Genomic DNA, 25,210 nt, shown 5'->3' on the forward strand with positions numbered 1-25,210 from the left:
CATTTCGGTCCTCGCTTTGCGAGATCTCCTCGCTTCGGGCGAGGACGGATGCTGCATGCTCAGGCCGGCTCGACCGGGCAGCTGATGCGCCCGTGGCGCATCGTGTCGTCGGGGGTGTCCTTGGTGACGAGCGCCTTCAGCATCCCCGCCGCCATCGCGACCTTGCCGTGCGCCGGCTCCCAGAACTCGGTCTCGACGGGGGTGACCCGCAGCAGCGCGATGTCGGGGGTCTCCAGGCCCTGCTCGAACCAGATGTCGAGCGACGGCGAGTAGAGCTCCGTCATCTTCTCGCGGTCGTGCACGAGGCGGGCGAGGCCTGCGACCGAGACGAACCGCATGCCCTTCGCGTCGAGGTACGACAGCCCGACGTGCCGGTCCTCGGCCACCTCGTCTGCCTTGCGCCCCTCGTCGGAGGTGAAGAACCAGATGTCGCCCTGCTCGTCCATCTGACGTGTGCTCATCGGCCTGCTCACGAGGTTGCCTGCCTCATCGTGGGTGGTCAGCATCGTGAAGTCGATGTCTTCGACCAGCTCTTTGACGCGGGCGACCGCCTCGGCGCCGGTGACCTCGACTGCTGTGCTCTGCTCGTTCTCGCTCATGCCCCGACGCTCGCAGGCGCAGAGCGGATGCTGCAGGGGATTGACACTTCGGTCGTCGCGGCGTAGCGACCCGTCACAGTTCCAGATCGGCACGGATCCGATCGCGGATCCTGGCGTACTCGGGGATCGTCCAGAAGAAGTCGATCTTCTCGTTCCAGAGATCCTCGGGCTCGGCCTCGGGGCGTTCCTCAAGCACGAAAGCCGTGAAGGACTCTGCGAAATCCTCCGAGACGTTCACAGCCGCGTAGTCGGTGACGAAATCGTCCTCGTGGGCTTCATAGAACTCCCATGCGGCATCGAGGTCGTCGTCATCGGGCAGCGGCGCTGCGCTGCCATACCCGTCCCAGAACTCGTGCTGAAAGGCGAGGATGTGCGACCGGGGGCTCATGCAGCCGCCGTTCACCCAGATCGTCGCGCACATCGCGTCTCTGGTGACCTGATCCGGCCCGAGGCTGAGCATGTGAGCGAACTCGTGGATCAGCGTCGCCGCCAGTTCGTCGTCCGCCGTGGCGTAGGCAAGGTTCGCAGCGAGCACCCACCGCTGCTGTTTGGTCTCATGCCGCATGACGTATGCGGAGTAGTCGGATGCGGGGTCGTCGCCGACCTCGAACGCCACGACCTCCTCCGCGACGAACTCCGGCGAAGCGATCAGCACGAACAGATCCCAGACGGCAGCAGCGTCCGCCGTCGGGGTCGGCTGAAGTTCGGCACTGTCGCCGACGGTGAAACGGCGATCGACGTCGAAGGACTCTTCCTCCTCCTCCGTCGGTGTCGGGTCGGGCGCGAGGGGAAGGGGCGCACAGCCGGCCAGCAGGATCGCCACGAGGAGGGCCGAGATGCCGGTGCGAGCGACGGATCCGGGTTTCGGCATGGCGACGATTCTAAGGGCGTACCGGGTTCACGCCGGGTTCAGCATCCGTTCCCGCTGCCGCACCCTCGCGTGCAAGGCTGAAGTCATGTCCGAGAGCACCACCCTCGCCCCCGAGGTCACCGAAGCACTGCGCGCCGTCATCGAGCAGGCGGGCATCGAGGCCGACGTCGACCTCGTCGCCCGCATCCTCGCGACCGGTGTGGGGCTCGGCCTCGACGGCGCCGACCGGCTCGACCTCAAGATCACCTCGGCCGCCCTCACCGAGATGCGTGCGGCGTTCACACTGTTCATGCCCTTCGAGGGCGTGCCCAAGGTCACGATCTTCGGCTCGGCGCGCACCCGGCCCGACGACGCGCAGTACCGCGCGGCCGCCGACGTCGCCGCCGCCCTCGCCGCTCGCGGATGGATGGTCGTCACCGGCGCCGGCCCCGGCATCATGCAGGCGGCGGCCGAGGGCGCGGGGCCCGACCACTCGCTGGGGGTCAGCATCCGCCTGCCCTTCGAAGAGAAGCCGAACGCGGTCGTTGCGGCCGCGGCCCGCAACGTCGCGATGAAGTACTTCTTCACCCGCAAGCTCATGCTCGTCAAAGAGTCGCAGGGGTTCGTGTGCGTGCCGGGCGGCTTCGGCACCCTCGACGAGCTGTTCGAGCTGCTCACGCTCCAGCAGACCGGCAAGGCCGATCCGACGCCGATCGTGCTGCTCGACGGCCCCGACGGCACGTTCTGGCAGGGACTGCGCCGCTTCGCCGATGAGCAGCTGATCCCGTCGGGTGTCATCTCGCCCGACGACCTCGACCGCGTGCTGCTGACCGATTCGGTCGAGCGGGCCGCCGCCGAGATCACGGGATTCTGGCGCAACTACGACTCGCTGCGCTGGGTCGGCAAGCGCCTCGTGCTGCGGCTGCGCGCGGAGCCCGCCGATGCCGAGGTCGAGGCGCTGAACGAGAGGTTCGCAGGACTCCTCGTGCAGGGGCGCATCGAGCGCCGAGGGGCGCTGCGCGCCGAGCGCGAAGACGGCGACCGCGTCGAGCTGCCGCGGCTCGTGATGCACTTCAACCGGTTCAAGGTCGGTGACCTGCACCACCTCATCCGCGCCGTCAACGCCCTGGCCAGCGCCCCCGGCGTCGAGACCGCGCCGCCGCGGCCCGCGCCGGGCATCTGATCAGGCGTCGAGGTTCGCGTAGCGCGAGCGGAACAGGCAGAAGACGCCGTAGGCGCCGAGCCCGATTCCGACGGATGCTGCCAGCACCGGGCCGTAGGGAAGGCCGATGAGCGCCTGCACGGCCCCGTCGAGGCCGCCCGCGGTGTCGGCGTCGACCTTCACTGCGGCCACGAGCAGCAGCACGCCGACGATCGCCAGGGCGATGCCCTTCGCGATGAACCCGACGACACCGAGGGCCGTCAGCGCCGTACCCGCCGCGCCGGAGGGCATCGTGAGCTTCTTGCGGAAGCTGCGCATGACGCCCATGACGACGAACGCGATGCCCGCGATCAGGATGCCCAGTCCCACGGCGCCGAGCACGAAGACGCCGCCGGGGATCTGCAGCACGCCCCTGCTCGCGTCTTCGGCCGACTGCTCGCTGTCGGGCTTCGCTCCCAGCGCCACTGCGACGGCGACCGACCCGAGGGCGAAGAAGACCGCCGCCTGACCCCACTCCGAGATCCGCGTGCCCCAGGTGCGCTTCGCGTCACCGCGCGCCAGCACGCCGCCCACGACGTGCCATAGCCCCAGGGCGAACAGCGCGATCGCGAGCACCCACAGCACGACGAACCCCAGGGGCGCCGCGCCGATCGCCTTGAACGCCCCCGACTGGTCGCTCTCGCCGTCGCCGCCGAAGGCCACCGCCAGCACGATCGCCGCGATCAGCAGATGCACGACGCCGTTGGCGGCGTAGCCCGCGCGGGCGAGGGCCCGCAGGGGAGTGCTCCTGGCCGCCTCGCGGGCGACCTCCTTCACCGGCGCGGTCATGACTCGGGGTTCGCGTCGCCCGAGAACCACGGTGGCCCCACCGGAACGACGTGCCTGCCCATCGTGCGCCAGTAGAACTTCTCCAGCAGCATGTAGGCGGCAAGGCCCGAGGCGACCAGCAGAGACACGGCGCCGGCCGCCCCCACGGCCGCGATACCCGAGAAGGCCCCCGCCGACTGCAGCCCGAGCCCGATCGAGACCGCGGCGAGGGTCACCGGCAGCACGCTGTTGTGCATGGCACCCGCGGGCACGAAGGCGAGGGCGAGGACAGCGAAGATGAGCGCGAACAGGCCGAGCGCCTGCGAGGTCACCTCGAAGATCCCCACCTCCTCTCCGAGCAGGAACCCCGGCACGACGATCCAGTACCACCCGAACGCGTTGTAGACGACGAAGTGGAAGTTGTCGCCGGCGAAGTACGACAGCATCCCGGCCGTCACCTGCACGATGCCGCCGAACACGGCGCCGACCCAGAACACCGGTGCTTCGGTCTGCAGCCCCAGATGCTCCAGCTGCGCCGTCAGGGTCGCGATGACGAACCCGAGCAGGCCGATCAGCCCGGGGTCGGCGACGCGCAGCCCTCCGCGCTCGCCGGGTGGCACCTTGATCACGTCGGTGATGGCGATGTTGGTGGTGGGCTCGGTCATGTGCCCAGTATGTCGATCGGCGTCGGTGCGTGGCCAGGGCTTGCGCTGCGCGCGGGGGCCGCTCTCAGCGCGCGCTGAGGCGGCATCCGGTAACGTTGTCCAGATGCCGGGGCACCCTCCGGCGAGAGCTGAATAGGGAGGTCGTCATGGACATCGATCTGGCGCTGCTTCGGACCATCGAGCGCGAGAAGGAGATTCCCTTCGACGAACTCGTCCACATCATCGAGCAGGCGATCCTCACCGCCTACGCGAAGCACACCTCGCCCACCGGCGAGCTTCCCGCCGGCACCCGCACCGAGATGGACCGCAAGACCGGTCACGTCAGCATCTACGTGCCTCTGCTCGACGACGAGGGCCTCGTCATCGGCGAGGAGGAGACCACCCCCGACGACTTCGGCCGCATCGGCGCGTTCGCCGCCAAGCAGGTCATCGGCCAGCGCCTGCGCGACATCGCCGACGACGCCGTGCTCGGCGAGTTCCGCGGCAAAGAGGGCGACATCGTCGCCGGCGTCGTGCAGCAGGGCCCGAACCCGCGCATGGTGCACGTCGACCTCGGCTCGGTCGAGGCGATCCTGCCGCCGGAGGAGCAGGTGGCCGGCGAGGACTACGCGCACGGCTCGCGCCTGCGCGTCTATGTGACGAGCGTCTCCAAGGGCACCAAGGGGCCCCAGATCACGGTGTCGCGCACCCACCCGGGGCTGGTCCGCAAGCTCTTCGCCCTCGAGGTGCCCGAGATCGCGGCGGGCCTCGTCGAGATCGTCTCGCTCGCGCGTGAGGCCGGCCATCGCACCAAGATCGCGGTGAAGGCCAACGACCCCTCGATCAACGCCAAGGGCGCGTGCATCGGCGAGCTCGGTCGGCGCGTGCGCGCCGTGACCGAGGAGCTCGGCGGCGAGAAGATCGACATCGTCGACTACAACCCCGAACTGGCGGCTTTCGTGGCCAACGCGCTGTCGCCGGCGAAGGTCACCTCGAGCTTCGTGCTCGATGCCTCGGCCAAGGCCGTGCGCGCCCTCGTGCCCGACTACCAGCTGTCGCTGGCGATCGGCAAGGAAGGGCAGAACGCTCGCCTGGCCGCGAAGCTCACGGGGGCCAAGATCGACATCCAGCCCGACAGCATCTTGGAGGACGCCTGAGCGGCGGGGTGTACGATGGAACCCGTACGAACGTGCGTCGGTTGTCGCACGCGTGCCCCCCGATCGGCGCTTCTTCGCGTCGTGGCCCCTCACAGCGAACTCGTCCCCGACGTGCGCGGTGCGATGCCGGGGAGGGGTGCGTGGGTGCATCCGACGAACGAGTGCGTGGATGCCGCCATCCGGCGTCGCGCCTTCGTACGAGCATTGCGTGTGTCAGGCCCGCTTGACACGCAGACCCTTCAGAACCACCTCCAGCGAAACGGCTGAACGGCTATGGACACAAAGTGAACGGCTCGAAATGAGTCCCGTCCGCAACTAACGGTCTGCCCTGTCCTGGGTAGGCCCCAGACAGGAGAATTGTGGCAAAACCACGCGTGCACGAGATCGCTTCCGAGCTCGGCGTCGACAGCAAAGTCGCCCTCGCCAAGCTGAAGGAACTCGGCGAGTTCGTCAAGAGCCCCTCATCGACCATCGAACCCCCGGTGGCCCGCAAGCTGCGCGCTGCCCTCGAGGCAGACGGAGCGGCCGCGCCCGCTGAGGCGCCCGCCAAGGCCGCGCCTTCGGCGACCGCGCGCCCCGGTGCGGCGCGCCCGAGCGGCCCTCGGCCCGGTCCGGCCAAGCCTGCGGCCCCCGCCGCTCCGGCAGCGCCCGCCGCCGCGGCACCCGCGGCTCCCGCCGTCGCCGAGACCCCGGCACCCGCCGCCCCGGCTGCCGCGGAGCCGTCCGCGCCCGAGGCGGCCGCGCCGTCGGCTCCGACGCCCGGCGCTCCGCGCCCCGGCGGAGCTCCTCGACCGGGCAACAACCCGTTCGCGTCCGCGCAGGGCATGGGGCAGCGCCCCGCAGGCCCGCGGCCGGGCAACAACCCGTTCGCGTCCGCGCAGGGCATGGGGCAGCGCCCCACCCCCGGCAACATCCCGCGCCCGCAGGCTCCGCGCCCCGGTGCACCTCGTCCTGGTGCCCCGCGCCCCGGCGGCGCAGGTCGCCCGGGTGGCGCAGGTCGCCCCGGCGCCCCCTTCCAGCAGCGCTCCGGCGGCCCCGGCCGCCCCGGCGGCGCGGCCGGCGGCGGCTTCCAGCGGCCCGGTGGCACCGGCGGCCCCGGGGCGCCCGGTGGCTTCGCGGGTCGCCCCGGCGGCGGTGGCGGCCGTGGCCGTGGCCCCGGCGGCGGTACCGCGGGTGCCTTCGGCAAGGGCGGCGGCAAGTCGAAGCAGCGCAAGTCGCGCAGGGCGAAGCGGCAGGAATTCGAGATGCGGTCGGCGCCGGTCGTCGGCGGCGTCAACGTCTCCAAGGGCAACGGCGAGATCATCCGCCTGCGCCGCGGTGCGTCGATCGCCGACTTCGCCGACAAGCTCGAGGCGCTGCGCGGCTACACCGTGCAGCCCGGCACGCTGGTGACGATCCTGTTCAACCTCGGCGAGATGGCCACGGCGACCGAATCGCTCGATGAGGCCACCTTCGAGGTGCTGGGTGCAGAGCTCGGCTACAAGATCCAGATGGTCTCGCCCGAGGACGAGGACAAGGAGCTCCTGGAGGGCTTCGGTCTCGACCTCGAGGCCGAGCTCGAGGCCGAGAGCGAAGACGACCTCGAGATCCGTCCTCCGGTCGTGACCGTCATGGGCCACGTCGACCACGGTAAGACGCGACTGCTCGACGCCATCCGCCAGACCAATGTCGTGGCGGGCGAGGCCGGCGGCATCACGCAGCACATCGGTGCGTACCAGGTGTGGACCGAGCACGACGGCATCGAGCGCGCCATCACCTTCATCGACACCCCCGGTCACGAGGCGTTCACCGCCATGCGTGCCCGTGGTGCGCAGGTCACCGACATCGCGATCCTGGTGGTCGCCGCCGACGACGGCATCATGCCGCAGACGGTGGAGGCCCTCAACCACGCGCAGGCCGCCGGCGTGCCGATCGTGGTCGCGGTCAACAAGGTCGACAAGCCCGAGGCGAACCCCGCCAAGGTGCGCCAGCAGCTGACCGAATACGGTCTGGTCGCCGAGGAGTACGGCGGCGACGTCATGTTCGTCGACGTCTCGGCTCGCCAGAACACCGGCATCCAGGATCTCCTCGACGCCGTGCTGCTGACCGCGGACGCGGGCCTGGACCTCACGGCCAACCCGAACAAGGCGGCCCGCGGTGTCGCGATCGAAGCCAAGCTCGACAAGGGCCGCGGATCGGTCGCCACGGTGCTCATCCAGTCCGGAACGCTGCGCGTCGGAGACGCGATCGTCGCAGGCACCGCCTACGGCCGTGTCCGCGCCATGATCGACGAGAACGGCGATGCGGTCGACGAGGCCGCTCCGTCGCGTCCCGTGCAGGTGCAGGGTCTCAACTCGGTCCCCCGTGCCGGCGACACCTTCATCGTCACCGATGAAGACCGCACGGCCCGTCAGATCGCCGAGAAGCGCGAGGCTGCCGAGCGCAACGCTCAGCTGGCGAAGGCCCGCAAGCGCATCTCGCTCGAGGACTTCACACGTGCTCTCGAAGAGGGCAAGGTCGAGTCGCTCAACCTCATCATCAAGGGCGACGTCTCGGGTGCCGTGGAGGCTCTCGAGGAGTCGCTGCTGAAGATCGAGGTCGACGACTCGGTGCAGCTGCGCATCATCCACCGCGGCGTCGGTGCGATCACGGAGTCCGACATCAACCTGGCCACGATCGACAACGCGATCGTCATCGGCTTCAACGTGCGCCCCGACACGAAGGCGCGCGAGCGCGCCGCCCGCGAGGGTGTCGACGTGCGGTTCTACTCGGTGATCTACAACGCGATCGACGACGTGGAGCAGTCGCTCACGGGCATGCTCAAGCCGGAATACGAAGAGGTCCAGTCGGGCGTCGCCGAGATCCGCGAGGTGTTCCGCTCCTCGAAGTTCGGCAACATCGCCGGTGTCATCGTCCGCTCGGGCACGATCACGCGCAACGCGAAGGCGCGGGTCATCCGCGACGGCGTCGTGCTCGCCGACGGGCTGGCCATCGAGTCGCTGCGTCGCTTCAAGGACGACGTCACCGAGGTCCGCACCGACTTCGAGTGCGGTATCGGCCTGGGCAAGTACAACGACATCCAGGTCGGCGACGAGATCGAGACGACCGAGATGGTGGAGAAGCCGCGCGGCTGACCCACCGTGCCGCTGGACCCGATCGCCTCTGCGAGGCGACCGGGTCCAGCGTCGGCCCCGCAGGTGTGGGGCTCAGAAGGAGAGTGAAATGAGTTCGGAACGACAGGCCCGCCTGGCCGATCGCATCCGCGTCCTCATCGCGGAGCGCCTCGAGAAGGGGCTGCGCGACCCGCGCCTCGGGTTCGTGACGATCACGGACGTGCGCGTGACGGGCGACCTGCAGCACGCGTCGGTGTTCTACACCGTGCTCGGCAGCGAAGAGGAGCGCGCAGGCACCGCCGAGGCGCTGAAGTCGGCGACCGGGATGCTGCGCAGCGAGGTCGGCCGCAAGCTCGGCGTGCGCCTCACCCCGACGCTCGAGTTCATCCTGGACGCGATCCCCGAGAACGCGGGCCACATCGAAGACCTGCTGCGCGAGGCGCGCGAGCGCGACGCCGCCGTGGCGGCCACCGCGACCGGCGCCAGCTACGCCGGCGACGAGGACCCCTACGTCAAGCCGCGCGAGGTCGACGCCGAGTAAGCCCCCGGGCTCACACGGGCAGCCGCAGAGTGCCCTCGACGGCCTCGGCGAGCCCGTCGGCGACGAGCGAGTCGATCGCGCGGTCGCGCTGGCGCGCGTCGGGCCAATCGGCGATGACCTCATCGAGCCGCACGGCGTGCGCGTCGGCGTGGCGCAGCATCCGCAGCACGGCGCCGCGCGCCTGCCGGTCGCTGCCCTCGTAGCGCGCCTGCTTGCGGCGGGCGTCTCCGGTGTCGGGGCAGCCGGCCGCGCGCCACGCGCAGCGGTCCGAGATCGGGCATGCGTCGCACCGAGGGGTGCGAGCGGTGCAGATCACGGCGCCGAGCTCCATCGTCGCGGCGTTGAGGATCGCCGCCTCCTCGTCGACAGGCGGCAGGAGCGCCGCCATGCGCGCGAGATCCGTCTTCGCCGGCGGCCCGGGCTGGCTGCGGCCCTCGACCGCGCGCGCGAGTACGCGCCGGGTGTTGGTGTCGACGACGGGATGACGGTCGCCGTAGGCGAAGACGGCGACGGCCCGCGCGGTGTAGTCGCCGATGCCGGTGAGGGCGAGCAGCTCGTCGACCTCGCGGGGCACGACGCCGTCGTGCCGATCGCGGATCTCGACGGCCGCGCGGTGCAGCCACAGCGCCCGGCGCGGGTAGCCGAGGTTCGCCCATTGCCGCACGGCCTCGGCGGGTGGGTCGGCGGCGAGGGCCGCGGGGGTGGGCCAGCGGGACAGCCAGGCGTCGAGGTGCGGGATCACACGGCTCACCGGCGTCTGCTGCAGCATGAACTCGCTCACCAGCGTTCCCCATGCGCCGAACCCCGGCCGGCGCCACGGCAGGTCGCGGGCGTTCGAGCCGTACCACGCGATCAGCGGCGTCGCGAGGTCGGGCATCCCTTCAGCGTAGGCGCTGGACCGTAGGCTGGAACCATGCGCCTGCCGATCACCCCCGTCACGACGCTGTGCCGCGAGCTGCGCGACGAGGTGCGGCGCAGCTACCGCGCCGGACGCATCATGCTGGCCGTCGACGGCCTCGACGGCGCGGGCAAGACGACGTTCGCCGACACGTTCGCCGAGGCCGGTGTCGCGGTGTTCCGCGCGTCGATCGACGACTTCCACCGCCCCCGCGCCGAGCGCTACGCGCGGGGGCGCACGTCGCCAGACGGGTTCTACCTCGACTCATACGACTACGCCACCTTCCGCCGCGTGCTGCTGGAGCCCTTCCGGGACGGCGCGCAGACGGCCACGATCGGCTTTCAGCTGGCCGCTTTCGACCTCGCCCGCGACGCCCCCGTCGAGGCCGCGTGGACGACGGCGCCGCGCGATGCCGTACTGATCGTCGACGGAATCTTCCTGCACCGCCCGGAGCTGCGGGGAGCGTGGAACTGGTCGCTGTGGCTCGACGTGCCGATGGAGGAGGCCTACCGCCGCATGGCGCTGCGCGACGGCAGCGACCCCGACCCGCTCGCGCCCTCGAACGACCGCTACCGGCTCGGCCAGGAGCGGTACCTGCGCGAGGCGGATCCGCAGGTGGCGGCATCCGTCATCGTCGACAACTCCGACCCCGCACACCCCCGACGCGTCTACCGGGACTTCTGCTGATGGGCGGGATCCTCCTCGTCGACAAGCCGGGCGGCATCACGAGCCACGACGTCGTGGCGCGCGCCCGGCGCGCCCTCGGCACCCGCAAGATCGGGCACGCGGGCACCCTCGACCCGATGGCGACGGGGCTGCTGGTGCTCGGCGTCGATTCGGCGACCCGGCTGCTGACCTTTCTCGTCGGGCTCGACAAGACCTACGCCGCGACGATCCGGCTGGGAGTGGCGACCGACAGCGACGACGCCGACGGCGAGATCACCTCTCGCGCGGATGCCGCGCACCTCGCCGCCGCGCAGATCGCCGCCGCGATCGCTCCGCTGACCGGCCGGATCTCGCAGGTGCCCAGCCGCGTCTCGGCGATCAAGGTGGGCGGGCGCCGCGCGTACGACCTGGCCAGAGCGGGGGAGCACGTCGAGCTCGCGGCGCGCGAGGTGACGGTGTCGCGCTTCGAGGTGCGCGGCGAGCGCGCCACCCGCGTCGACGGGATCGACGTGATCGATCTCGACGTCGAGGTGGACTGCTCCAGCGGCACCTACATCCGCGCCCTTGCGCGCGACCTCGGCGCGGCGCTCGAGGTGGGCGGTCATCTCACCGCGCTGCGGCGCACCCGCATCGGGCCGTTCGAGGTCGACGGCGCCGTCGCCGTCGACGACATCGCGGCCGCGGCGCTGGCCGATCCCGCCGAGGTGGCGGCCGCGGTGCTGGGCCGATTCGACGTCACCGCCGACGAAGCCCGCGATCTGCGCCACGGCAAGCGGCTCAGCGGTGCGGCCCGCCGGCTGCCCGCCAGGCCGGCTGCCGCGATCGACCCCCAGGGGCGGCTGGTGGGAGTCGTCGACACCCGGGGCGACGACGTCAAGAGCACCATGAACATGCCAGAGGAGGGCGACGCATGATCCTGTGGTTCACGATCGCGCAGCTCGTCGTCGCCGTGGCGTCTGGGCTGATGTGCATGATCCTGGGTCTCGCGGGGCGGCGACCCAGCGACCTGTCGGTCGGCTCGCTCGCGCTGGTGGAGGTGCTGCTGCTCGCCCAGGTCGTCGTGGCGATCGTGGCGCCGCTCGTGGGCAATGCACCCACCGGCAGCGCCCTGGAGTTCTGGGTCTATCTCGTCTCGGCCGCGCTGCTGCCGCCGGCGGCGGTGTTCTGGGCGCTGCTGGAGCGCAGCAGATGGAGCACCGTGATCATGGGCGTCGCGGGGCTCGCGGTGGCTGTCATGGTGTGGCGCATGCACGTCATCTGGACCGTGCAGGTGGCGTGAGCGCGCTCAGCTCTTCTTCTTGAGGTAGTCCTTGTGCACCCAGCCGGTCTTGCCGCCGTAGGTCACCTTGCGCCACACGCCGCTCGTGCCCTTGACGGCCCCGACGCTCTTCCCCTTGGGGATCACGAGCAGCACCTTTCCCTTGCTCGACGCGGTCGCGCGCAGGTTCAAGGCCGCCGTGGTCTTGTAGGTGACCTTCTTGGTGGTGCTCGAGGCGGTCGCCGCGGGCTTGTTGGGCGAGACGTACGACGATGACACCCACCCGGTGAGCTTTCCCACCGTGACCGGAAGGAAGCCCGAGGTGGACTGGCCCGGCACGTGCACGACCGCCGTGCCCTTGGCCAGCAGCTTGACCACCGAGCTCGACGTCGACGGCTCCGACCGCAGGTTGAGGTCGGCCGTCGCGTAGTACGTGCACGTCGCCGGGGTGGCCTTCGCGGTGACGGCCTTGGCGGCACCGTACAGGTCGACGCCGCGGGGCTTGAGGAACACCGGCGGGTCGAGGGCGGTGGGCCCGCCGCTGCGCCAGATCTCCAGATGCAGGTGGGGGCCGGTCGAGCCGCCGCTCGTTCCGACCTCGCTGATGCGCTGACCGGCCTTGACGATGTCGCCGACCTTCACCTGAGTCGTGGCAGACCAGATGTGGTAGTACATCGAGGTGTAGGTGACGCCCGAGATCGTGTGGCGCACGGCGATGTAGCCGGCCCGCGACGTGGTGCCGGAGACGGTCGCCGTGACCACACCCGCCGCGATCGCATAGATCGCCGTGCCGGAGGGCGCCGCCAGATCGATGCCGTAGTGGTAGGTGGAAGCCCCTGGCAGCGGCAGGCACCGCGGGCCGAAGTAGGAGGTCACCGTGTAGCTCGCCTTCAGCGGCGTCTTGAACGTCGTCGCGGCAGGAACCGTCGGTGTCGGTGTCGGTGTCGGGGTGGGCGTCGCCGTGGGCTTCGGCGTCGCCGTGGGCGTGGCGGTCGCGGTCGGCTTCGGCGTCGCCGTGGCGCTGGGCGTCGCGGTCGTCGTCGGGCTCGGCGACGCGGCGCCGGCGGGCGCGATCGAGGCCAGAGACAGCGCGACGGCGGTGCCTGCGGCGATCAGGAGCGTGCGGGGGGAGAACGTTCTCATGGCTGGCCTCGGCGGGGGGACGGCGACACAGGGTTCTCGCATCGTAGCGGGCTGCGGGCCGGGGGAGGAGAGGGCGGGCGGCGAACTAAGCTGGATCCGTCATGTCCGACTCGTCCCGCACCCCCCGCATGACCGGTGTCGGCCGCGTGCTCGTGGTCGTCTACGCGATCATGGCGCTGGCGGCCACCGGCCGCTCGTTCGTGCAGATCGTCGAGGACTTCGAGGCCGCACCCGTCGCCTACACGCTGTCGGCGGTCGCCGCGCTGGTCTACATCCTCGCGACCGTCGCCCTCATCAGGTCGGGCTCGCGCCCCTGGTACATCGTCGCCTGGATCGCGATCTGCTTCGAGCTGGTCGGGGTGCTCGTCGTCGGCACGCTGAGCCTGGTCGTGCCGAGTCTGTTCGCCCACGATGCCACGGTCTGGTCCGGCTACGGATACGGCTACCTCTGGGTGCCGCTGATCCTGCCCTTCGTGGGCCTGTGGTGGCTGATCTCCCATCGTGAGGGTGCTGTGCAGGCCGAGCCGGTCGAACAGGAGAGGTCGAGCTGGTGATCGTCTTCCACGAGCCGGCACAAGTGCCGTCCGGCTTCGGTCCATCGGTGGTCGCCATCGGCAAGTTCGACGGCGTGCACGCCGGGCACCGCGCGGTCCTCGAACGCGCGCGGGTCGATGCCGCCACCGGCGGCGCCAAGGTGGTCGCCGTCACGTTCGACCGCAACCCGCTCGCGCTCCTGCGCCCCGAGCTGTGCCCCGTGAGCCTCGTCGGCGTCACCCAGAAGCTGCGGATGCTCGCCGAGACCGGCATCGACGCGACCCTCATGCTGCGCTTCGACGAGGCGCTCGCGTCGCTGTCGCCTCGCGAGTTCGTCGAGCACGTCCTCGCCGAGGCCCTCGGTGCTCGCACCGTGCTCGTCGGCGACGACTTCCGCTTCGGCAAGGGCGGCGCAGGCACCCCCGACACCCTGAGCGAGCTCGGCGGCGAGTTCGGCTTCCGCGTCGAGGTGGTGCAGGACGTGCAGTCGCGCGACGCCGGTCGTCGGGTGTCGTCGACGTGGATCCGCGAGCTCCTCACCGCCGGCGATGTCGCCGACGCCGGCAAGCTGCTGGGCCGCCCCGCCTCGGTGTGGGGCGAGGTCGTGCACGGACTCAAGCGGGGCCGCGAGCTGGGCTTTCCGACCGCGAACCTCTCCGCCGACCTCGAGGGCTTCGTGCCGGCAGACGGCGTCTACGCGGGCTGGCTCGTCGACGAGGGCTCTGCCGACGGGCTCCGCCCCGGCATCCGCTACCCGGCCGCCATCAGCGTCGGCACCAACCCGACCTTCGACGACGTGCCCGCCCGCCAGGTCGAGGCCTATGTGCTCGACGAGACGGGTCTCGACCTCTACGGCCACCGTGTCGAACTGCAGTTCACCGATCGGGTGCGCGGTATGGTCGCGTTCGAGGGCGTCGATGCCCTCGTGCGGCAGATCGCCGACGACGTCGAGAAGGTGCGAGAGGCGCTGACATGACAGGAGACGACCACGCTCCCGGCACGGTGGCACGCACGGTGCGCAGGGTGGTCGTCTGGATCATCGTCGTCGCCTTCGCGCTCGCCGCGATCGGCGGGATCACGGTGCTCGTGGGCGGTCGGCTCGACGACACCGGCTACCGGGTGCTGGGCACGACCTCGCTCGTGGGCGCATTCAGTCTCGCGGTGCTGTGCTGCCTCACCCTCGTCGGCCGCCGCGCCCAGCTGTTCGGGCTGATCGGCGCCGCGATCGCCGTGGCGACCGCCGTCTGCTCCCTCGTGCTCGTGTGGGCGCCCTGGAGCTGGGATCTCTGGTCGGACATGTATCGGATGCTGTGGACCGGTGTCGTGCTCACCTCCGCCTCGGCGCTCGCCTCGCTGCTGCTGATGCTGGCCGATCGGCGTCGCACGGTTGTGCGGATCGGTCTGCTGCTCACCCTGGCGCTGTTCGCGATCGTGACGGCGATGCTGATCGTGCAGGTGTGGGCCGATGAGCTCGATTGGGAGGTGTACCCCCGCGTCCTGGGCATCTTCGCGATCCTCGCGGCGCTCGGGGCCATCGTCGTGCCGGTGCTGTCGATTCTGCTGCCCGACGACGCAGGCATCGCTCGTGGCGATGTCAGCCGCGAACTCGGCAGGCGCCTGGTCGCCGAGGCGGCGCGCCGGGGAATCACGGTCGAGGAGCTCGTCGCGCCGGTGCTGACGGCGCACCCGGAGGCCGTCGCCGCGCCGGCCGAGCCTCAGTAGGAGGAGTCGTCGACCGCGCCGGTCGCGGCAGCGCCCGCCGCGATGGCGCGCGCCTCACCGAGGATCGTGGCGCTGGCGCTCGTGCCCAGGCGCGTGCAGCCCGCATCGAGGAAGGCGACCGCGGTGTCGAGGCTGCGGACTCCTCCCGAGGCCTTGACCTGCACCTCGGGGCCGACGCTCGCGCGCATCAGGGTCACGTGGGGGAGGGTCGCACCTCCACCGGCGAATCCGGTGGAGGTCTTGACGAAATCGGCCCCTGCTGCCTCGCTGAGCCGGCAGGCCCGCACGATCTCGTCGTCGGTGAGGTAGGCCGTCTCGAAGATGACCTTCACGATGTGGTCGCCCGCCGCCTCCACCACGGCGCGGATGTCGGCCTCCACCTCGGCGCCGAAGCCCGAGCGCAGCCAGCCGATGTTGAGCACCATGTCGAGCTCGACGGCACCGTCGGCCAGGGCCTGGTGCACCTCGGCGACCTTGGTCGCCGTCGAGGTGGTGCCGTGGGGGAAGCCGATCACGGTGCCGACGGCGACGCCCGTGCCGGCGAGGCGCTCCACGGCATGCGGGATGTCGCTCGGGCGCACGCAGACGCTGAACACCTTCCACTCGGCCGCGATGTCGAGCTCGGCATCGACGTCTGCGCGGGTCAGCTCGGGCTTGAGGATCGCGTGGTCGATCGTGGCGGCGATGTCGGCTTCGCTGTAGCTCATGCCTTCCAGCCTAGAACCGCCGCGCCGTCTGCGGTCAGCTCAGGTCGATCCGGTTCCACACCCCTGGCGTGCGCAGCTCGCCATAGTGCACGTCGGCCGCGCCGGGGGCGATCTCGGCGACGCACGCCAGCAGCGACAGCGTCGGATAGCCGTGGCGGCGGTTGTCGCGGATGATCGCGCGGTCGTCGTCGCTCGGCAGGGATGCCGAGCGCTCCAGCACCGCGAGCCACGGCATCCACCACTCCGGTCCGTCGGCCAGGGCGGTGTCGGCGAACTCGCCGAGCCAGCGCGCGATGCGCGCCGTCGCGGGGTCGTCGACGCCGTCGTGCGCGATCATGTGCGTGCCGGGCGAGAGCTGCTCGGTCGTCAGTCCCGCGCCGTCCCACGTCGTCACCCGCGCATGCGAGCCGTGCACGTCGACGAGGTTGAACCCGTGCGTGCGCGGATCGCCGGCCGGAGCACGACCGGCCACCGCGTCGAGCACGACGGAACCGCGCGAGACGAGTTCGGACTCCGGACGATCGGTGACGTCGGCGCGGTTGAGCAGCACGGCGAGCCGCCCCGCGGGTCCGTCGGCGGCCAGCCACGCGCCGCCCGCGCGGGCGTCGCGCACCCCGACGATCTCGGGCCTGGCGTCCCACCAGGGGCCGAGCGGGTTCCACGGCCGCGACGGGTCTTCATCGCGCACCGCGAGCAGACGCACGGGATCGCCGTCGCGCTGCGGAACGCGGATGATCACGGTGCACATGGAGCATGCCTCGGTTTCGTGGTCGTGGGAAGATCGGTGGATGTTCGTCGTGGTGGGTGTCACCGGCGGGATCGCCGCCTACAAGGTCGTTCAGCTCGTGCGGCTGCTGGTCAAAGACGGGCACGAGGTGCACGTCGTGCCCACCGCCTCGGCGCTCCGGTTCGTGGGTGCTCCCACGTGGGAGGCCATCAGCCGCAGTCCCGTCACAGCCTCGGTGCACGAGGATGTCGCACAGGTGCGCCACGTCGCACTCGGACAGGCGGCCGACCTCGTCATCGTGGCGCCGGCGACGGCGAACTCGCTGGCGAAGATGGCCGTTGGCCTCGCGGACGATCTGCTGGGGACAACCCTACTTGCCACCACGGCTCCGGTCGTCGTGGCACCCGCCATGCACACCGAGATGTGGCGGCACCCGGCCACGCAGCACAGCATCCGCACTCTCCGCGAGCGCGGCGTGACGATCGTCGGGCCCGACGAGGGCGAACTCACCGGCGGCGACAGCGGCGAGGGGCGCATGTCGGAACCCGAGGCGATCTTCGCCGAGGCGCTCGCGGCGGCCGACGCAGGGGGAGCGGAGCACGTCGTGCGCCGTCACGACCTGGCCGGCCTGCGGGTGGCGGTGAGCGCGGGCGGCACGCGTGAGCCGATCGATCCGGTGCGCTTCATCGGCAACCGCTCCAGCGGGCGGCAGGGGCTCGCCCTCGCCGCCGCGGCGGCAGAGCGGGGTGCCGAGGTCGTGCTCGTGGCCGCGCACGTCGACCGCGGTCTTCTCGCCGAGGCGGCGCTGCCGACCGCCGTGCGGATCGTCGCCGCCGGGACTGCGGCCGAGCTCGGCGAGGCGATGCGCTCGGCCGCGGTGGTGGCTGACGTCATCGTCATGGCGGCAGCGGTCGCCGACTACCGGGTCGAGGGGATCGCCCCTCGGAAGCTCACGAAAGAGAGTGCGGCGGGGCCGGCGATCACGCTCGAGCTCGTCGAGACCGATGACATCGTCGCGGGGCTCGTGCGGGATCGGCGCGAGGGGCAGACCATCGTGGGGTTCGCCGCCGAGACGCCGGGCGACGGCGAGGCGCTCATCGATCGGGCCCGCCGCAAGGCGGCCCGCAAGGGCGTCGACCTGCTGGCGGCCAACGAGGTCGGCTGGGAGCGCGGGTTCGAGACCGACCGCAACGCGCTCGTGATCGTCGACGTCGAGGGTCGTGTCGTCGCCGAGCCACGCGGAACCAAGCGCGATGTCGCCGAGGCCGTCTGGGACGCCGTCGTCGCCGTGCGCAGCTGACGTCGCGCGCGCGACACGGATGCTGGGGTCTGCGGCCCCGGTTCCGCTAGACTTCTGCGTGGCGGACTCTCTGTCCGAGCCGCAGCTCGCAGAAGCGAGTGCCCGCGGCCGACACCGAGCTCGCCGCCATCCCGCGTCGACGACGGCGCCTGCGCCGCCCGCGGGAGCATGACGACCCCACCGGCCCGATCGGCCGGTCCTCGCCGGAGCTTTCCGGCATTCACGCTCAGGAGGAGCATGCCGACCACGGCACCCGCCGCTCAGAAGACGGCGAACCAGCGGCGCAGAAAGGGCTCGCCCGCCCGCCGCGACGACGAAGCGCCCGTCATCCCGATCCTCGCCCGCAAGGTGCGCGAGGTCGAGGCGAAGGCCCAGCGCGGCAAGCTCGGGCCCACCAACCGCGTCAAGTTCCAGGTGATCGCCTTCCTGGTGCGCGAGGAGCGCGCCAGGGTCAAGGCCGATGCCGACCTCACCGACGCCGCGCGCGCCGAACTGCTCAAGCGCCTCGACGGCGTCGCGACGATCCTCGCTAAGACGGCCGCGCGCGACACCTCGCTCATCCAGCTGCTCGAGGTCGACCAGGCGACCTCCCCGGTCGCGCAGCGCATGCGCCGGGATTGGCTGCTCGAGTCGGGCGCCGAGCTCGCCCCCGACGAGCTGATCATCACCGACGTCGCCCCGAAGATCACGCAGGTCGTTCCGGAGGCGCTCGCCGAGCGGCAGGTGCTGCCGCCGCAGGTCGAGTCCCGGCGCGAGTCGAACCCGTTCCTCGCCCCCGATCTGTCGCTGCGCGCGCCCGCGCAGACCCCCCGTCGACGCCTCGACGGCTGGGAGCTCATGGGGCCGCTCTACAAGGCGTTCGAGTCGGGAGCGGGCGGCGGGTCTGCGACCATGCCGCTGCCGGCCGTGCCCGAGTTCGACCGGCTCTCGCCCAAGGGGCTGGAGGTCATGCCGCACCAGTCCCGCTTCCTCGAGGCGGTGCGCGAGGGTCACCGCAGCTTCCTGCTGGCCGATGAGCCGGGCCTCGGCAAGACGGCGGAGTCGGTGCTGGCCGCATCCGTCGCCGGCGCCTACCCGCTCCTGGCGGTCGTCCCCAACGTCGTGAAGATGAACTGGGCGCGCGAGGTCGAGCGCTGGACGCCGCAGCGGCGTGCCACCGTGATCTCGGGCGACGGCGACGACGTCGACGCCTTCGCGGACGTCTTCATCGTCAACTACGAGATCCTCGACCGGCACCTGTCGTGGCTGGGCTCCATGGGCCTGAAGGGCATGGTCGTCGACGAGGCGCACTTCATCAAGAACCTCACCTCGCAGCGCTCGCAGAACGTGCTGGCGCTGGCCGCCCGCATCCGCGAGCAGGTGCGCGACCCGCTGCTGCTGGCGCTCACGGGAACGCCGCTGATCAACGATGTCGAGGACTTCGACGCGATCTGGCGGTTCCTCGGCTGGACGACCGGCGAGAAGCCCGGTCCCGCCCTCATGGCCAAGCTCGACGAGACGGGGCTCACCCCCGCAGACAAGGCCTTCTATCCGGAGGCACGCGACGCCGTCATCTCGATGGGCATCGTGCGCCGACGCAAGAAGGACGTGGCCACCGACCTGCCGGACAAGCTCATCGCGGATCTTCCCGTGGAGCTCGACGACGAGTTCGGCCGTTCGATCCGCCAGGCCGAGCGCGAGCTCGGCGAGCGGCTTGCGGCCAAGTACCGCCGCATCATCGAGGCCCGAGGCGACCGGGGCCTGGCGCCAGGCGAGATCGACGACGACATCGTGCGGCTGGTCGCCCACGGCGAGCTCGAGGAGTCGAAGGCCGCAGGCACGGGCGCCGAGAACGTCTTCACGATGGTGCGCCGCATCGGCCAGGCCAAGGCGGTGCTCGCCGCCGACTATGCCGTGCAGCTGCAGCGGTCGGTCGGCAAGGTGGTGTTCTTCGCCAAGCACATCGACGTCATGGACACCGCCGAGGCGCACTTCGCCGCGGCGGGACTGCGCACCGTGTCGCTCCGCGGCGATCAGACCGCCGCGGCGCGTCAGCAGGCGATCGACGCGTTCAACTCCGACCCCGATGTGGGCATCGCGGTCTGCTCGCTGACCGCCGCCGGCGTCGGTGTCAACATGCAGGCCTCGTCGAACGTCGTGCTCGCCGAGCTGTCGTGGACGGCCGCCGAGCAGACGCAGGCGATCGACCGTGTGCACCGCATCGGGCAGGACGAACCGGTGACGGCGTGGCGGATCATCGCCGCGCACACCATCGACACGAAGATCGCCGAGCTGATCGACTCGAAGCAGGGACTGGCCGCCAGGGCCCTCGACGGCGATGCCGTCGACCCGACCTCGAGCGACTCGGTGCAGCTGTCGGCGCTCATGCATCTGCTGCGTCGCGCGCTCGGAGCGGAGTAGACACGGTCGAGCGGTCTGGTCGGGCCGCCTGATCCGGCGATAGTGTCGGAGAAGGCGACGGCGCCCTTCTCATCCCACGACAGCAAGGACCCAGCATGAAGATCGGCATCCTCACCAGCGGCGGCGACTGCCCCGGGCTGAACGCGGTGATCAGAGGCGTCGTGCTCAAGGGAACGATGACCTACGATCTCGAGTTCGTCGGCATCAGGGACGGCTGGCGCGGCGTGGTCGACGGCGACTTCTTCCCGCTGACCCGCCACGAGGTCAAGGGGCTGTCGAAGGTCGGCGGCACGATCCTCGGCACGAGTCGCACCAACCCCTACGAGGGGCCCCGCGGTGGCGCCGAGAACATCGCCAAGACGCTCTACGGCCACCGCATCGACGGCATCATCGCGATCGGCGGCGAAGGCACCCTCGCGGCAGCCAACCGCCTCTACAACGACGGCATCAACGTGCTCGGCGTCCCCAAGACGATCGACAACGACCTGCGCGCGACCGACTACTCCTTCGGATTCGATACCGCCGTGAACATCGCCACCGAGGCGATGGATCGCCTCCGCACGACGGGCGACTCGCACCAGCGCTGCATGGTCGCCGAGGTCATGGGACGCCACGTCGGCTGGATCGCCCTGCACGCGGGCATCGCCGCCGGTGCGCACGTCATCTGCATCCCCGAGGTGCCGATGTCGATCGACCAGATCGCCGAGCAGGTCAGCAAGGCCCGCGACCGCGGCCGTGCTCCGCTCGTGGTGGTGTCGGAGGGCTTCACGTTGCAGGGCATGGACGAGGCCTACAGCGACAAGGGACTCGACGCGTTCAACCGTCCTCGGCTGGGCGGCATCGGCGAGGTGCTGGCGCCCGAGATCGAGCGGATCACCGGCATGGAGACGCGGGCGACGGTGCTCGGTCACATCCAGCGCGGCGGTTCGCCGTCGGCCTTCGACCGGGTGCTCGCGACGCGCCTGGGCCTGCACGCCGCCGATGCGGTCGTCGACGGCGCCTGGGGCCAGATGGTCTCGATGCAGGGCACCGACATTGTGCGGGTGCCCTTCGAAGAGGCTCTGGGCGAGCTGAACACGGTGCCGCAGTACCGCTACGAAGAGGCTGCCGCGCTGTTCGGCTGAGTGTGCTTCGGCGGGCGGTGCCCGTCGGCCCCGCTGTGCCCCGTTCGGCTGAGTGTGCTTCGGCGGGCGGTGCCCGTCGGCCCCGCTGTGCCCCGGCGGTCGCACTAAAGTGTGACCGCGGGAGGCGGCATCCGCAGGTTGTGAGACTGCGGGACGGATGCGGTCGCAGAACCGGTCGGGTGGGCGCTCAGCATCCGCAGATTCTGAGACCGGGCGTCGCATGCGGTCGCAGAATCTGCCGGGTCAGCTTCCCGGGACTCGACGTTTCTGAGACCGGGAGCCATCCGCGGGCGTCGCACGCGACCAGGGATGCGGCATCCCGGAGTCCCCGAGACCGCGAGGGGTCTACGCGCGCCCTGGGCGCCATCCGGCGTCCCAGAGGGCGGCGGTGACCTTGTCGATCGCCACCTGCGGATCCGGGCGCAGATGGTGACTGAGGATGCGCACGAGCCGCCACCCCTCGGCCCTGATCTCCTCCCATCGATCTGCGTCGCGGGCGAACTGCTTCTGATCGACCGCGTGCGTGCGCCCATCTGACTCGATCGCCACCCGGTGGCGCGGATACGCCAGATCGATGCGTGCGACGAATCGCCCGTCGGGCGCGTGCAACGACCAGTTCAGCGCAGGCTCCGGGAGGTCCGCTCGCGCGATGAGCAGCCGCACTCGCGTCTCCTCGGCGGTTTCGGCGCCGACACGGATCAGGGCGAGTGCCCGCGCGAGCGGGTGGCCGGGCACATCGCCGGCGAGGGCGAGTTCGGCACGCAGATCGTCGAGGGTCGCCAGCCCGGTGCGCGGGCACACGAGGTGGTCGCCGGCGCAGATGAGATCGTCGAGGCTCCACGTGCCCGCGACCTGCCGCCACATCCGAGCGGGCTCCTCGATCGGCAGACCACGTGCGGTCGAGCGCGCCGGATCTCGCTTCGGCAGCCGGTGACCGACGACTCGCGCCCGGCGAGGCTTCGCTGCCGGATGCCTGGTCGACACGTGCAGCTCCCGCTGGGCGGCCGTGGTGTAGGGCAGGGGAACGCCGGCCAGGGCGAGCCCCGTCTCGTGACTGAAGAACTGGTCGGCGGTGAGCACCAGCCCGATCAGCGCCGCCCGTTGGAACAGATCGTCGCGGAGCCGTTCCATGCGCTCGGATGCCGTCTCGTTCTCGGCGACCTCGATCGGGGGCTGGCGCACGTGCCGCACGCCCCGGGTGGGTGCGTCGAGATCGGTGGCACGCAGGCGCGAGTGGCTGACCCCCGCCTCGCGCGCCGAGGCGACGGTGAAGCCGGCGGCGTCGAGTTGAGAAGGCAGCGGGCGTGCGCGTGTCATCTCTCCATTGAGCGCCACCCGGATCACCCGCGGTCGGACCATCCCCGTGTCGGGGTGAAGTTCGCCCCCGGCGCCCGCGGGGGAGGAGGCGACGTCGGTCGCACTAAAGTGCGACCGACGGTCGGGGAAGGTCGCAGAAGATGCGGCTGGGGGCCGGGCATGGTCGCGGGTTGTGCGACAGGATGCGGCGGTCGCAGAAGGTGCGGCTGGGCGGCGCCCAACCAGCGGGTTGTGCGACCGGGGGTGTGGGGTGGTCGCAGAAATTGCGCGGGGGAGCCGCTGAACCCGCAGGTTGTGCGACCCGGGGGTGCGGGCGGTCGCAGAAGATGCGGCTGGCGCGGCACCCAACCCGCACCTTGTGCGACCGAACCGGGCCGGGCCGGGCCGCCGGCCGCAGCAGACCACCCCCAGCGCCCGAGCCTCACCCGGGCGGATGCCGCTGCCTCAGCCCTCCGTCAGGCCCAGCACGTCGAGCATCCACGCCAGCTCGAACGCCCGCTCGCGCCACGCGTTGTAACGGCCGGAGACGCCGCCGTGCCCGGCGACCATCTCGCACTTCAGCAGCGCGTCGGCGCCCACCTCGCGCAGGCGTGCGACCCACTTGGCCGGTTCGACGTAGAGCACGCGGGTGTCATTGAGCGAGGTCACGGCGAGGATGCGGGGGTATTCGACCCCCTCGCGCACGTTCTCGTAGGGCGAGTACGACTTCATGTAGGCGTACACGGCGGGGCTGTGCAGCGGGTCGCCCCACTCGTCCCACTCGATGACCGTCAGCGGCAGCGAGGGATCGAGGATCGTGGTCAGCGCATCGACGAAGGGCACGTCGGCGACGATGCCCGCATACAGTTCGGGCGCGATGTTGGCGACGGCGCCCATCAGCAGGCCGCCGGCCGACCCGCCCTCGGCCACCAGCCGGTCGGCGGTCGTGTAGCCCTCGCCGATGAGGTGGCGGGCGACGTCGTCGAAGTCGGTGAAGGTGTTGCGCTTGCGCAGCAGCTTGCCGTCTTCGTACCACTGTCGGCCCATCTCGCCACCGCCTCGGACGTGGGCGACGGCGAACACGACGCCGCGATCGAGCATCGACAGCCGTGCGACCGAGAAACCGGGATCGATCGAGTGCTCGTACGATCCGTAGCCGTACAGGTGCAGCGGGCGGGGCGCTTCGCCTGCCTCGCCGAAGGAGCGCTTGTAGACCAGCGACACCGGGATGAGCGTGCCGTCGTGCGCGGGTGCCCACACCCGAGCCTGACCGTAGTCGGCGGGGTCGTAGCCGCCCAGCACGGGCTGCCGCTTGCGCTCGAGCAGGGCACCGGTGGCGACCTCGTAGTCGGCGACGGTGTTCGGGGTGACGAACGAGCCGTAGGCGATGCGGATGACGGGGGGAGCCCACTCCGGATTGCCCGCCGTGCCGACCGAATACAGCTCCTCGTCGAACGCGAGCTCGGTGACCGCGCCGGTCGCGTAGTCGAGGAGCCCCAACTGCTCGAGGCCGCCGCGGCGGTAGCCCAGCACCCCCCAGTCGCGGAACGTCGACAGCCCGAGCAGTCGCCGCCCCGGCTCGTGCGCGATCACGACCGAGCGCTCGCCGGCCGGGTCGTCGGCCGAGACGCGTGCGAGCTCGAAGTCGAGAGCGTGGTCGTTGTGCAGCACGAACAGCACGTCGTCGCCGTCGATCACGGCGTGCGACGAGGAGTATTCGACGCCCTCCCGGCGCGGCCACACGAGGCGCGGCTGGGAGCGCAGGTCGGCGGCATCCACGATCCACTCCTCCGAGGTGATCGATGAGCCGAGGCCGATCATGAGGTAGCGGTCGCTGCGGGTGAAATCGGCGCCGACCCAGTACTTCTCGTCGGGCTCGTGGAAGAGCTTCGCGTCGTCGCCGACGGGGGTGCCCAACTCGTGCAGCCACACGGTGTCGGGGCGCCAGGCGTCGTCCATCGTGGTGTAGACGATGAACCGGCCGTCGGGCGAGAAGGTCGCCCCGGCGAAGGTCCCGGGGATCTCGTCGGGCAGCTGCTCGCCGGTGCTCAGGTCGCGCACGCGCACCGTGTAGCGCTCGTCGCCGGCGACGTCGATGCCGTAGAGCATGCGGGCGCCGTCGGCGGTGACCTCGAAGCTGCCCAGAGAGAAGAAGTCGTTCCCCTCCGCCTCGACGTTGCCGTCGAGCAGCACCTGCTCGCCCGGCACCTCGACCTCGGGGGAGAGCTGCGGCGGGGTCCAGTCGTCGACCGAGGCCAGCGGCGCGCGGCACTGGATGCCGTACTGCTGGCCCTCGACGGTGCGTCCGTAGTACCACCAGTCGCCCCGGCGCACCGGCACCGACAGATCGGTCTCGAGGGTCCGCGACTTGATCTCGTCGAAGATGCGGGTCCGCAGCGGCTCGAGATGGGCGGTGCGGGCCTCGGTGTAGGCGTTCTCGGTCTCCAGATGCGCGATCACGGCGGGGTCGTCCTTGGCGCGCAGCCACTCGTAGCGGTCTTCGACGCTGTCGCCGTGGTGGGTCCGAACGACGGGGCGGGAATCGGCGACGGGGGCGGGGATGCGGGTGGTCACCGTTCCACG

General features: G+C 71.0%; 24 protein-coding genes. 14 read left to right on the forward strand and 10 right to left on the reverse strand.

Annotation, left to right across the window (positions count from 1 at the left end; translation table 11 throughout):
• Window positions 1–59: 59 nt before the first annotated feature.
• The gene (locus tag OAW74_RS03105) at window positions 60–599 is read right to left on the reverse strand and encodes a pyridoxamine 5'-phosphate oxidase family protein (RefSeq protein WP_262872869.1); all 540 of its coding nucleotides are present in this window, start codon (window positions 597–599) and stop codon (window positions 60–62) included.
• 73 nt (window positions 600–672) lie between these two features.
• Window positions 673–1,422 (reverse strand): NADH:ubiquinone oxidoreductase subunit 4 (chain M), encoded by a 750-nt coding sequence (locus OAW74_RS03110; protein WP_262872870.1) that lies wholly within the window; start codon window positions 1,420–1,422, stop codon window positions 673–675.
• Window positions 1,423–1,555: 133 nt separating this feature from the next.
• Between OAW74_RS03110 and OAW74_RS03115 the strand changes: the two genes are divergently transcribed.
• Window positions 1,556–2,632, forward strand: coding sequence for an LOG family protein (locus OAW74_RS03115; protein ID WP_262872871.1), 1,077 nt, complete (start codon window positions 1,556–1,558; stop codon window positions 2,630–2,632).
• Here OAW74_RS03115 and OAW74_RS03120 read toward each other — a convergent pair whose 3' ends face one another.
• Together OAW74_RS03120 and OAW74_RS03125 are read right to left on the reverse strand one after the other, a co-directional pair.
• Entirely contained in the window at window positions 2,633–3,439 is an 807-nt protein-coding gene (locus OAW74_RS03120) for a DUF1206 domain-containing protein (RefSeq protein ID WP_262872872.1), read from the reverse strand.
• Entirely contained in the window at window positions 3,436–4,083 is a 648-nt protein-coding gene (locus tag OAW74_RS03125) for an acetate uptake transporter family protein (protein WP_262872873.1), read from the reverse strand. The genes OAW74_RS03120 and OAW74_RS03125 overlap by 4 nt, the downstream gene beginning before the upstream one ends.
• A gap of 146 nt (window positions 4,084–4,229) precedes the next feature.
• Here OAW74_RS03125 and nusA point away from each other — a divergent pair, with 146 nt between their 5' ends.
• The 4 genes from nusA to rbfA all read left to right on the forward strand — a co-directional run bounded on the left by nusA (window position 4,230) and on the right by rbfA (window position 8,852).
• Window positions 4,230–5,219: a transcription termination factor NusA gene (gene nusA / locus OAW74_RS03130; RefSeq protein WP_262872874.1), complete on the forward strand. Its 990-nt coding sequence runs from the start codon at window positions 4,230–4,232 to the stop codon at window positions 5,217–5,219.
• Window positions 5,220–5,234: 15 nt separating this feature from the next.
• Entirely contained in the window at window positions 5,235–5,486 is a 252-nt protein-coding gene (locus OAW74_RS03135; protein ID WP_262872875.1) for a YlxR family protein, read from the forward strand.
• 92 nt (window positions 5,487–5,578) lie between these two features.
• Window positions 5,579–8,332 (forward strand): translation initiation factor IF-2, encoded by a 2,754-nt coding sequence (infB, locus tag OAW74_RS03140; protein WP_262872876.1) that lies wholly within the window; start codon window positions 5,579–5,581, stop codon window positions 8,330–8,332.
• An 88-nt stretch (window positions 8,333–8,420) separates the two neighbouring features.
• Complete coding sequence (gene rbfA, locus OAW74_RS03145) at window positions 8,421–8,852, forward strand: 30S ribosome-binding factor RbfA (protein WP_262872877.1); 432 nt, start codon at window positions 8,421–8,423, stop codon at window positions 8,850–8,852.
• A 10-nt stretch (window positions 8,853–8,862) separates the two neighbouring features.
• On the opposite strand, the gene OAW74_RS03150 is transcribed toward rbfA, so the two are convergent.
• Window positions 8,863–9,729, reverse strand: coding sequence for an A/G-specific adenine glycosylase (locus OAW74_RS03150; RefSeq protein WP_262872878.1), 867 nt, complete (start codon window positions 9,727–9,729; stop codon window positions 8,863–8,865).
• Between the two features lie 36 nt (window positions 9,730–9,765).
• Here OAW74_RS03150 and OAW74_RS03155 point away from each other — a divergent pair, with 36 nt between their 5' ends.
• The 3 genes from OAW74_RS03155 to OAW74_RS03165 are packed head-to-tail and all read left to right on the forward strand — an operon-like array spanning window position 9,766 to window position 11,695.
• Window positions 9,766–10,437, forward strand: coding sequence for a uridine kinase (locus tag OAW74_RS03155; RefSeq protein WP_262872879.1), 672 nt, complete (start codon window positions 9,766–9,768; stop codon window positions 10,435–10,437).
• Window positions 10,437–11,330 carry a tRNA pseudouridine(55) synthase TruB gene (gene truB / locus OAW74_RS03160; RefSeq protein ID WP_262872880.1) on the forward strand — a complete coding sequence of 298 codons (894 nt, stop codon included), beginning with the start codon at window positions 10,437–10,439 and terminating at the stop codon, window positions 11,328–11,330. The genes OAW74_RS03155 and truB overlap by 1 nt, the downstream gene beginning before the upstream one ends.
• Complete coding sequence (locus tag OAW74_RS03165; protein ID WP_262872881.1) at window positions 11,327–11,695, forward strand: hypothetical protein; 369 nt, start codon at window positions 11,327–11,329, stop codon at window positions 11,693–11,695. Before truB ends, OAW74_RS03165 begins: the two co-directional genes overlap by 4 nt.
• 6 nt (window positions 11,696–11,701) lie before the next feature.
• Here OAW74_RS03165 and OAW74_RS03170 read toward each other — a convergent pair whose 3' ends face one another.
• Window positions 11,702–12,817 (reverse strand): peptidoglycan DD-metalloendopeptidase family protein, encoded by a 1,116-nt coding sequence (locus OAW74_RS03170; RefSeq protein WP_262872882.1) that lies wholly within the window; start codon window positions 12,815–12,817, stop codon window positions 11,702–11,704.
• Window positions 12,818–12,918: 101 nt separating this feature from the next.
• Here OAW74_RS03170 and OAW74_RS03175 point away from each other — a divergent pair, with 101 nt between their 5' ends.
• The 3 genes from OAW74_RS03175 to OAW74_RS03185 are packed head-to-tail and all read left to right on the forward strand — an operon-like array spanning window position 12,919 to window position 15,073.
• Complete coding sequence (locus OAW74_RS03175) at window positions 12,919–13,371, forward strand: hypothetical protein (RefSeq protein WP_262872883.1); 453 nt, start codon at window positions 12,919–12,921, stop codon at window positions 13,369–13,371.
• On the forward strand, window positions 13,368–14,327 hold the full coding sequence (locus OAW74_RS03180) for a bifunctional riboflavin kinase/FAD synthetase (protein ID WP_262872884.1): 960 nt from the start codon (window positions 13,368–13,370) through the stop codon (window positions 14,325–14,327). Before OAW74_RS03175 ends, OAW74_RS03180 begins: the two co-directional genes overlap by 4 nt.
• Complete coding sequence (locus tag OAW74_RS03185) at window positions 14,324–15,073, forward strand: hypothetical protein (RefSeq protein ID WP_262872885.1); 750 nt, start codon at window positions 14,324–14,326, stop codon at window positions 15,071–15,073. The genes OAW74_RS03180 and OAW74_RS03185 overlap by 4 nt, the downstream gene beginning before the upstream one ends.
• On the opposite strand, the gene deoC is transcribed toward OAW74_RS03185, so the two are convergent.
• Together deoC and OAW74_RS03195 are read right to left on the reverse strand one after the other, a co-directional pair.
• Window positions 15,067–15,780 (reverse strand): deoxyribose-phosphate aldolase, encoded by a 714-nt coding sequence (deoC, locus tag OAW74_RS03190; RefSeq protein ID WP_262872886.1) that lies wholly within the window; start codon window positions 15,778–15,780, stop codon window positions 15,067–15,069. The two genes, OAW74_RS03185 and deoC, sit on opposite strands and share 7 nt — an antisense overlap.
• Window positions 15,781–15,814: 34 nt before the next feature.
• Window positions 15,815–16,528 (reverse strand): NRDE family protein, encoded by a 714-nt coding sequence (locus tag OAW74_RS03195; protein ID WP_262872887.1) that lies wholly within the window; start codon window positions 16,526–16,528, stop codon window positions 15,815–15,817.
• Between the two features lie 40 nt (window positions 16,529–16,568).
• Between OAW74_RS03195 and coaBC the strand changes: the two genes are divergently transcribed.
• The 3 genes from coaBC (at window position 16,569) to OAW74_RS03210 (ending at window position 21,331) form a co-directional block, all read left to right on the forward strand.
• Window positions 16,569–17,807 (forward strand): bifunctional phosphopantothenoylcysteine decarboxylase/phosphopantothenate--cysteine ligase CoaBC, encoded by a 1,239-nt coding sequence (gene coaBC / locus OAW74_RS03200; RefSeq protein WP_262872888.1) that lies wholly within the window; start codon window positions 16,569–16,571, stop codon window positions 17,805–17,807.
• A gap of 237 nt (window positions 17,808–18,044) precedes the next feature.
• Window positions 18,045–20,207 (forward strand): DEAD/DEAH box helicase, encoded by a 2,163-nt coding sequence (locus OAW74_RS03205; protein WP_262872889.1) that lies wholly within the window; start codon window positions 18,045–18,047, stop codon window positions 20,205–20,207.
• A 95-nt stretch (window positions 20,208–20,302) separates the two neighbouring features.
• Window positions 20,303–21,331, forward strand: a complete 1,029-nt coding sequence (locus OAW74_RS03210) for a 6-phosphofructokinase (RefSeq protein ID WP_262872890.1) — start codon at window positions 20,303–20,305, stop codon at window positions 21,329–21,331.
• A gap of 345 nt (window positions 21,332–21,676) precedes the next feature.
• Here OAW74_RS03210 and OAW74_RS03215 read toward each other — a convergent pair whose 3' ends face one another.
• Together OAW74_RS03215 and OAW74_RS03220 are read right to left on the reverse strand one after the other, a co-directional pair.
• Window positions 21,677–22,648 (reverse strand): DUF559 domain-containing protein, encoded by a 972-nt coding sequence (locus OAW74_RS03215; RefSeq protein ID WP_262872891.1) that lies wholly within the window; start codon window positions 22,646–22,648, stop codon window positions 21,677–21,679.
• Between the two features lie 444 nt (window positions 22,649–23,092).
• Window positions 23,093–25,201 carry a S9 family peptidase gene (locus OAW74_RS03220; protein ID WP_262872892.1) on the reverse strand — a complete coding sequence of 703 codons (2,109 nt, stop codon included), beginning with the start codon at window positions 25,199–25,201 and terminating at the stop codon, window positions 23,093–23,095.
• Between the last annotated feature and the right edge of the window lie 9 nt (window positions 25,202–25,210).

The organism is Microbacterium fluvii (genome assembly GCF_025515205.1).
GTDB lineage: Bacteria > Actinomycetota > Actinomycetes > Actinomycetales > Microbacteriaceae > Microbacterium > Microbacterium fluvii.

What these genes read in the sequence shown, in the direction of transcription:
- coaBC (WP_262872888.1), top strand. Translation starts at nt 16,569, where the DNA reads ATGTTCGTCGTGGTGGGTGTCACCGGCGGGATCGCCGCCTACAAGGTC.
- OAW74_RS03195 (WP_262872887.1), bottom strand. Translation starts at nt 16,528, where the DNA reads ATGTGCACCGTGATCATCCGCGTTCCGCAGCGCGACGGCGATCCCGTG.
- OAW74_RS03150 (WP_262872878.1), bottom strand. Translation starts at nt 9,729, where the DNA reads ATGCCCGACCTCGCGACGCCGCTGATCGCGTGGTACGGCTCGAACGCC.
- OAW74_RS03105 (WP_262872869.1), bottom strand. Translation starts at nt 599, where the DNA reads ATGAGCGAGAACGAGCAGAGCACAGCAGTCGAGGTCACCGGCGCCGAG.
- OAW74_RS03135 (WP_262872875.1), top strand. Translation starts at nt 5,235, where the DNA reads ATGGAACCCGTACGAACGTGCGTCGGTTGTCGCACGCGTGCCCCCCGA.
- OAW74_RS03165 (WP_262872881.1), top strand. Translation starts at nt 11,327, where the DNA reads ATGATCCTGTGGTTCACGATCGCGCAGCTCGTCGTCGCCGTGGCGTCT.
- OAW74_RS03115 (WP_262872871.1), top strand. Translation starts at nt 1,556, where the DNA reads ATGTCCGAGAGCACCACCCTCGCCCCCGAGGTCACCGAAGCACTGCGC.
- rbfA (WP_262872877.1), top strand. Translation starts at nt 8,421, where the DNA reads ATGAGTTCGGAACGACAGGCCCGCCTGGCCGATCGCATCCGCGTCCTC.
- nusA (WP_262872874.1), top strand. Translation starts at nt 4,230, where the DNA reads ATGGACATCGATCTGGCGCTGCTTCGGACCATCGAGCGCGAGAAGGAG.
- deoC (WP_262872886.1), bottom strand. Translation starts at nt 15,780, where the DNA reads ATGAGCTACAGCGAAGCCGACATCGCCGCCACGATCGACCACGCGATC.
- OAW74_RS03170 (WP_262872882.1), bottom strand. Translation starts at nt 12,817, where the DNA reads ATGAGAACGTTCTCCCCCCGCACGCTCCTGATCGCCGCAGGCACCGCC.
- OAW74_RS03210 (WP_262872890.1), top strand. Translation starts at nt 20,303, where the DNA reads ATGAAGATCGGCATCCTCACCAGCGGCGGCGACTGCCCCGGGCTGAAC.
- OAW74_RS03185 (WP_262872885.1), top strand. Translation starts at nt 14,324, where the DNA reads ATGACAGGAGACGACCACGCTCCCGGCACGGTGGCACGCACGGTGCGC.
- OAW74_RS03215 (WP_262872891.1), bottom strand. Translation starts at nt 22,648, where the DNA reads ATGACACGCGCACGCCCGCTGCCTTCTCAACTCGACGCCGCCGGCTTC.
- truB (WP_262872880.1), top strand. Translation starts at nt 10,437, where the DNA reads ATGGGCGGGATCCTCCTCGTCGACAAGCCGGGCGGCATCACGAGCCAC.
- OAW74_RS03125 (WP_262872873.1), bottom strand. Translation starts at nt 4,083, where the DNA reads ATGACCGAGCCCACCACCAACATCGCCATCACCGACGTGATCAAGGTG.
- OAW74_RS03175 (WP_262872883.1), top strand. Translation starts at nt 12,919, where the DNA reads ATGTCCGACTCGTCCCGCACCCCCCGCATGACCGGTGTCGGCCGCGTG.
- OAW74_RS03120 (WP_262872872.1), bottom strand. Translation starts at nt 3,439, where the DNA reads ATGACCGCGCCGGTGAAGGAGGTCGCCCGCGAGGCGGCCAGGAGCACT.
- OAW74_RS03155 (WP_262872879.1), top strand. Translation starts at nt 9,766, where the DNA reads ATGCGCCTGCCGATCACCCCCGTCACGACGCTGTGCCGCGAGCTGCGC.
- OAW74_RS03205 (WP_262872889.1), top strand. Translation starts at nt 18,045, where the DNA reads ATGCCGACCACGGCACCCGCCGCTCAGAAGACGGCGAACCAGCGGCGC.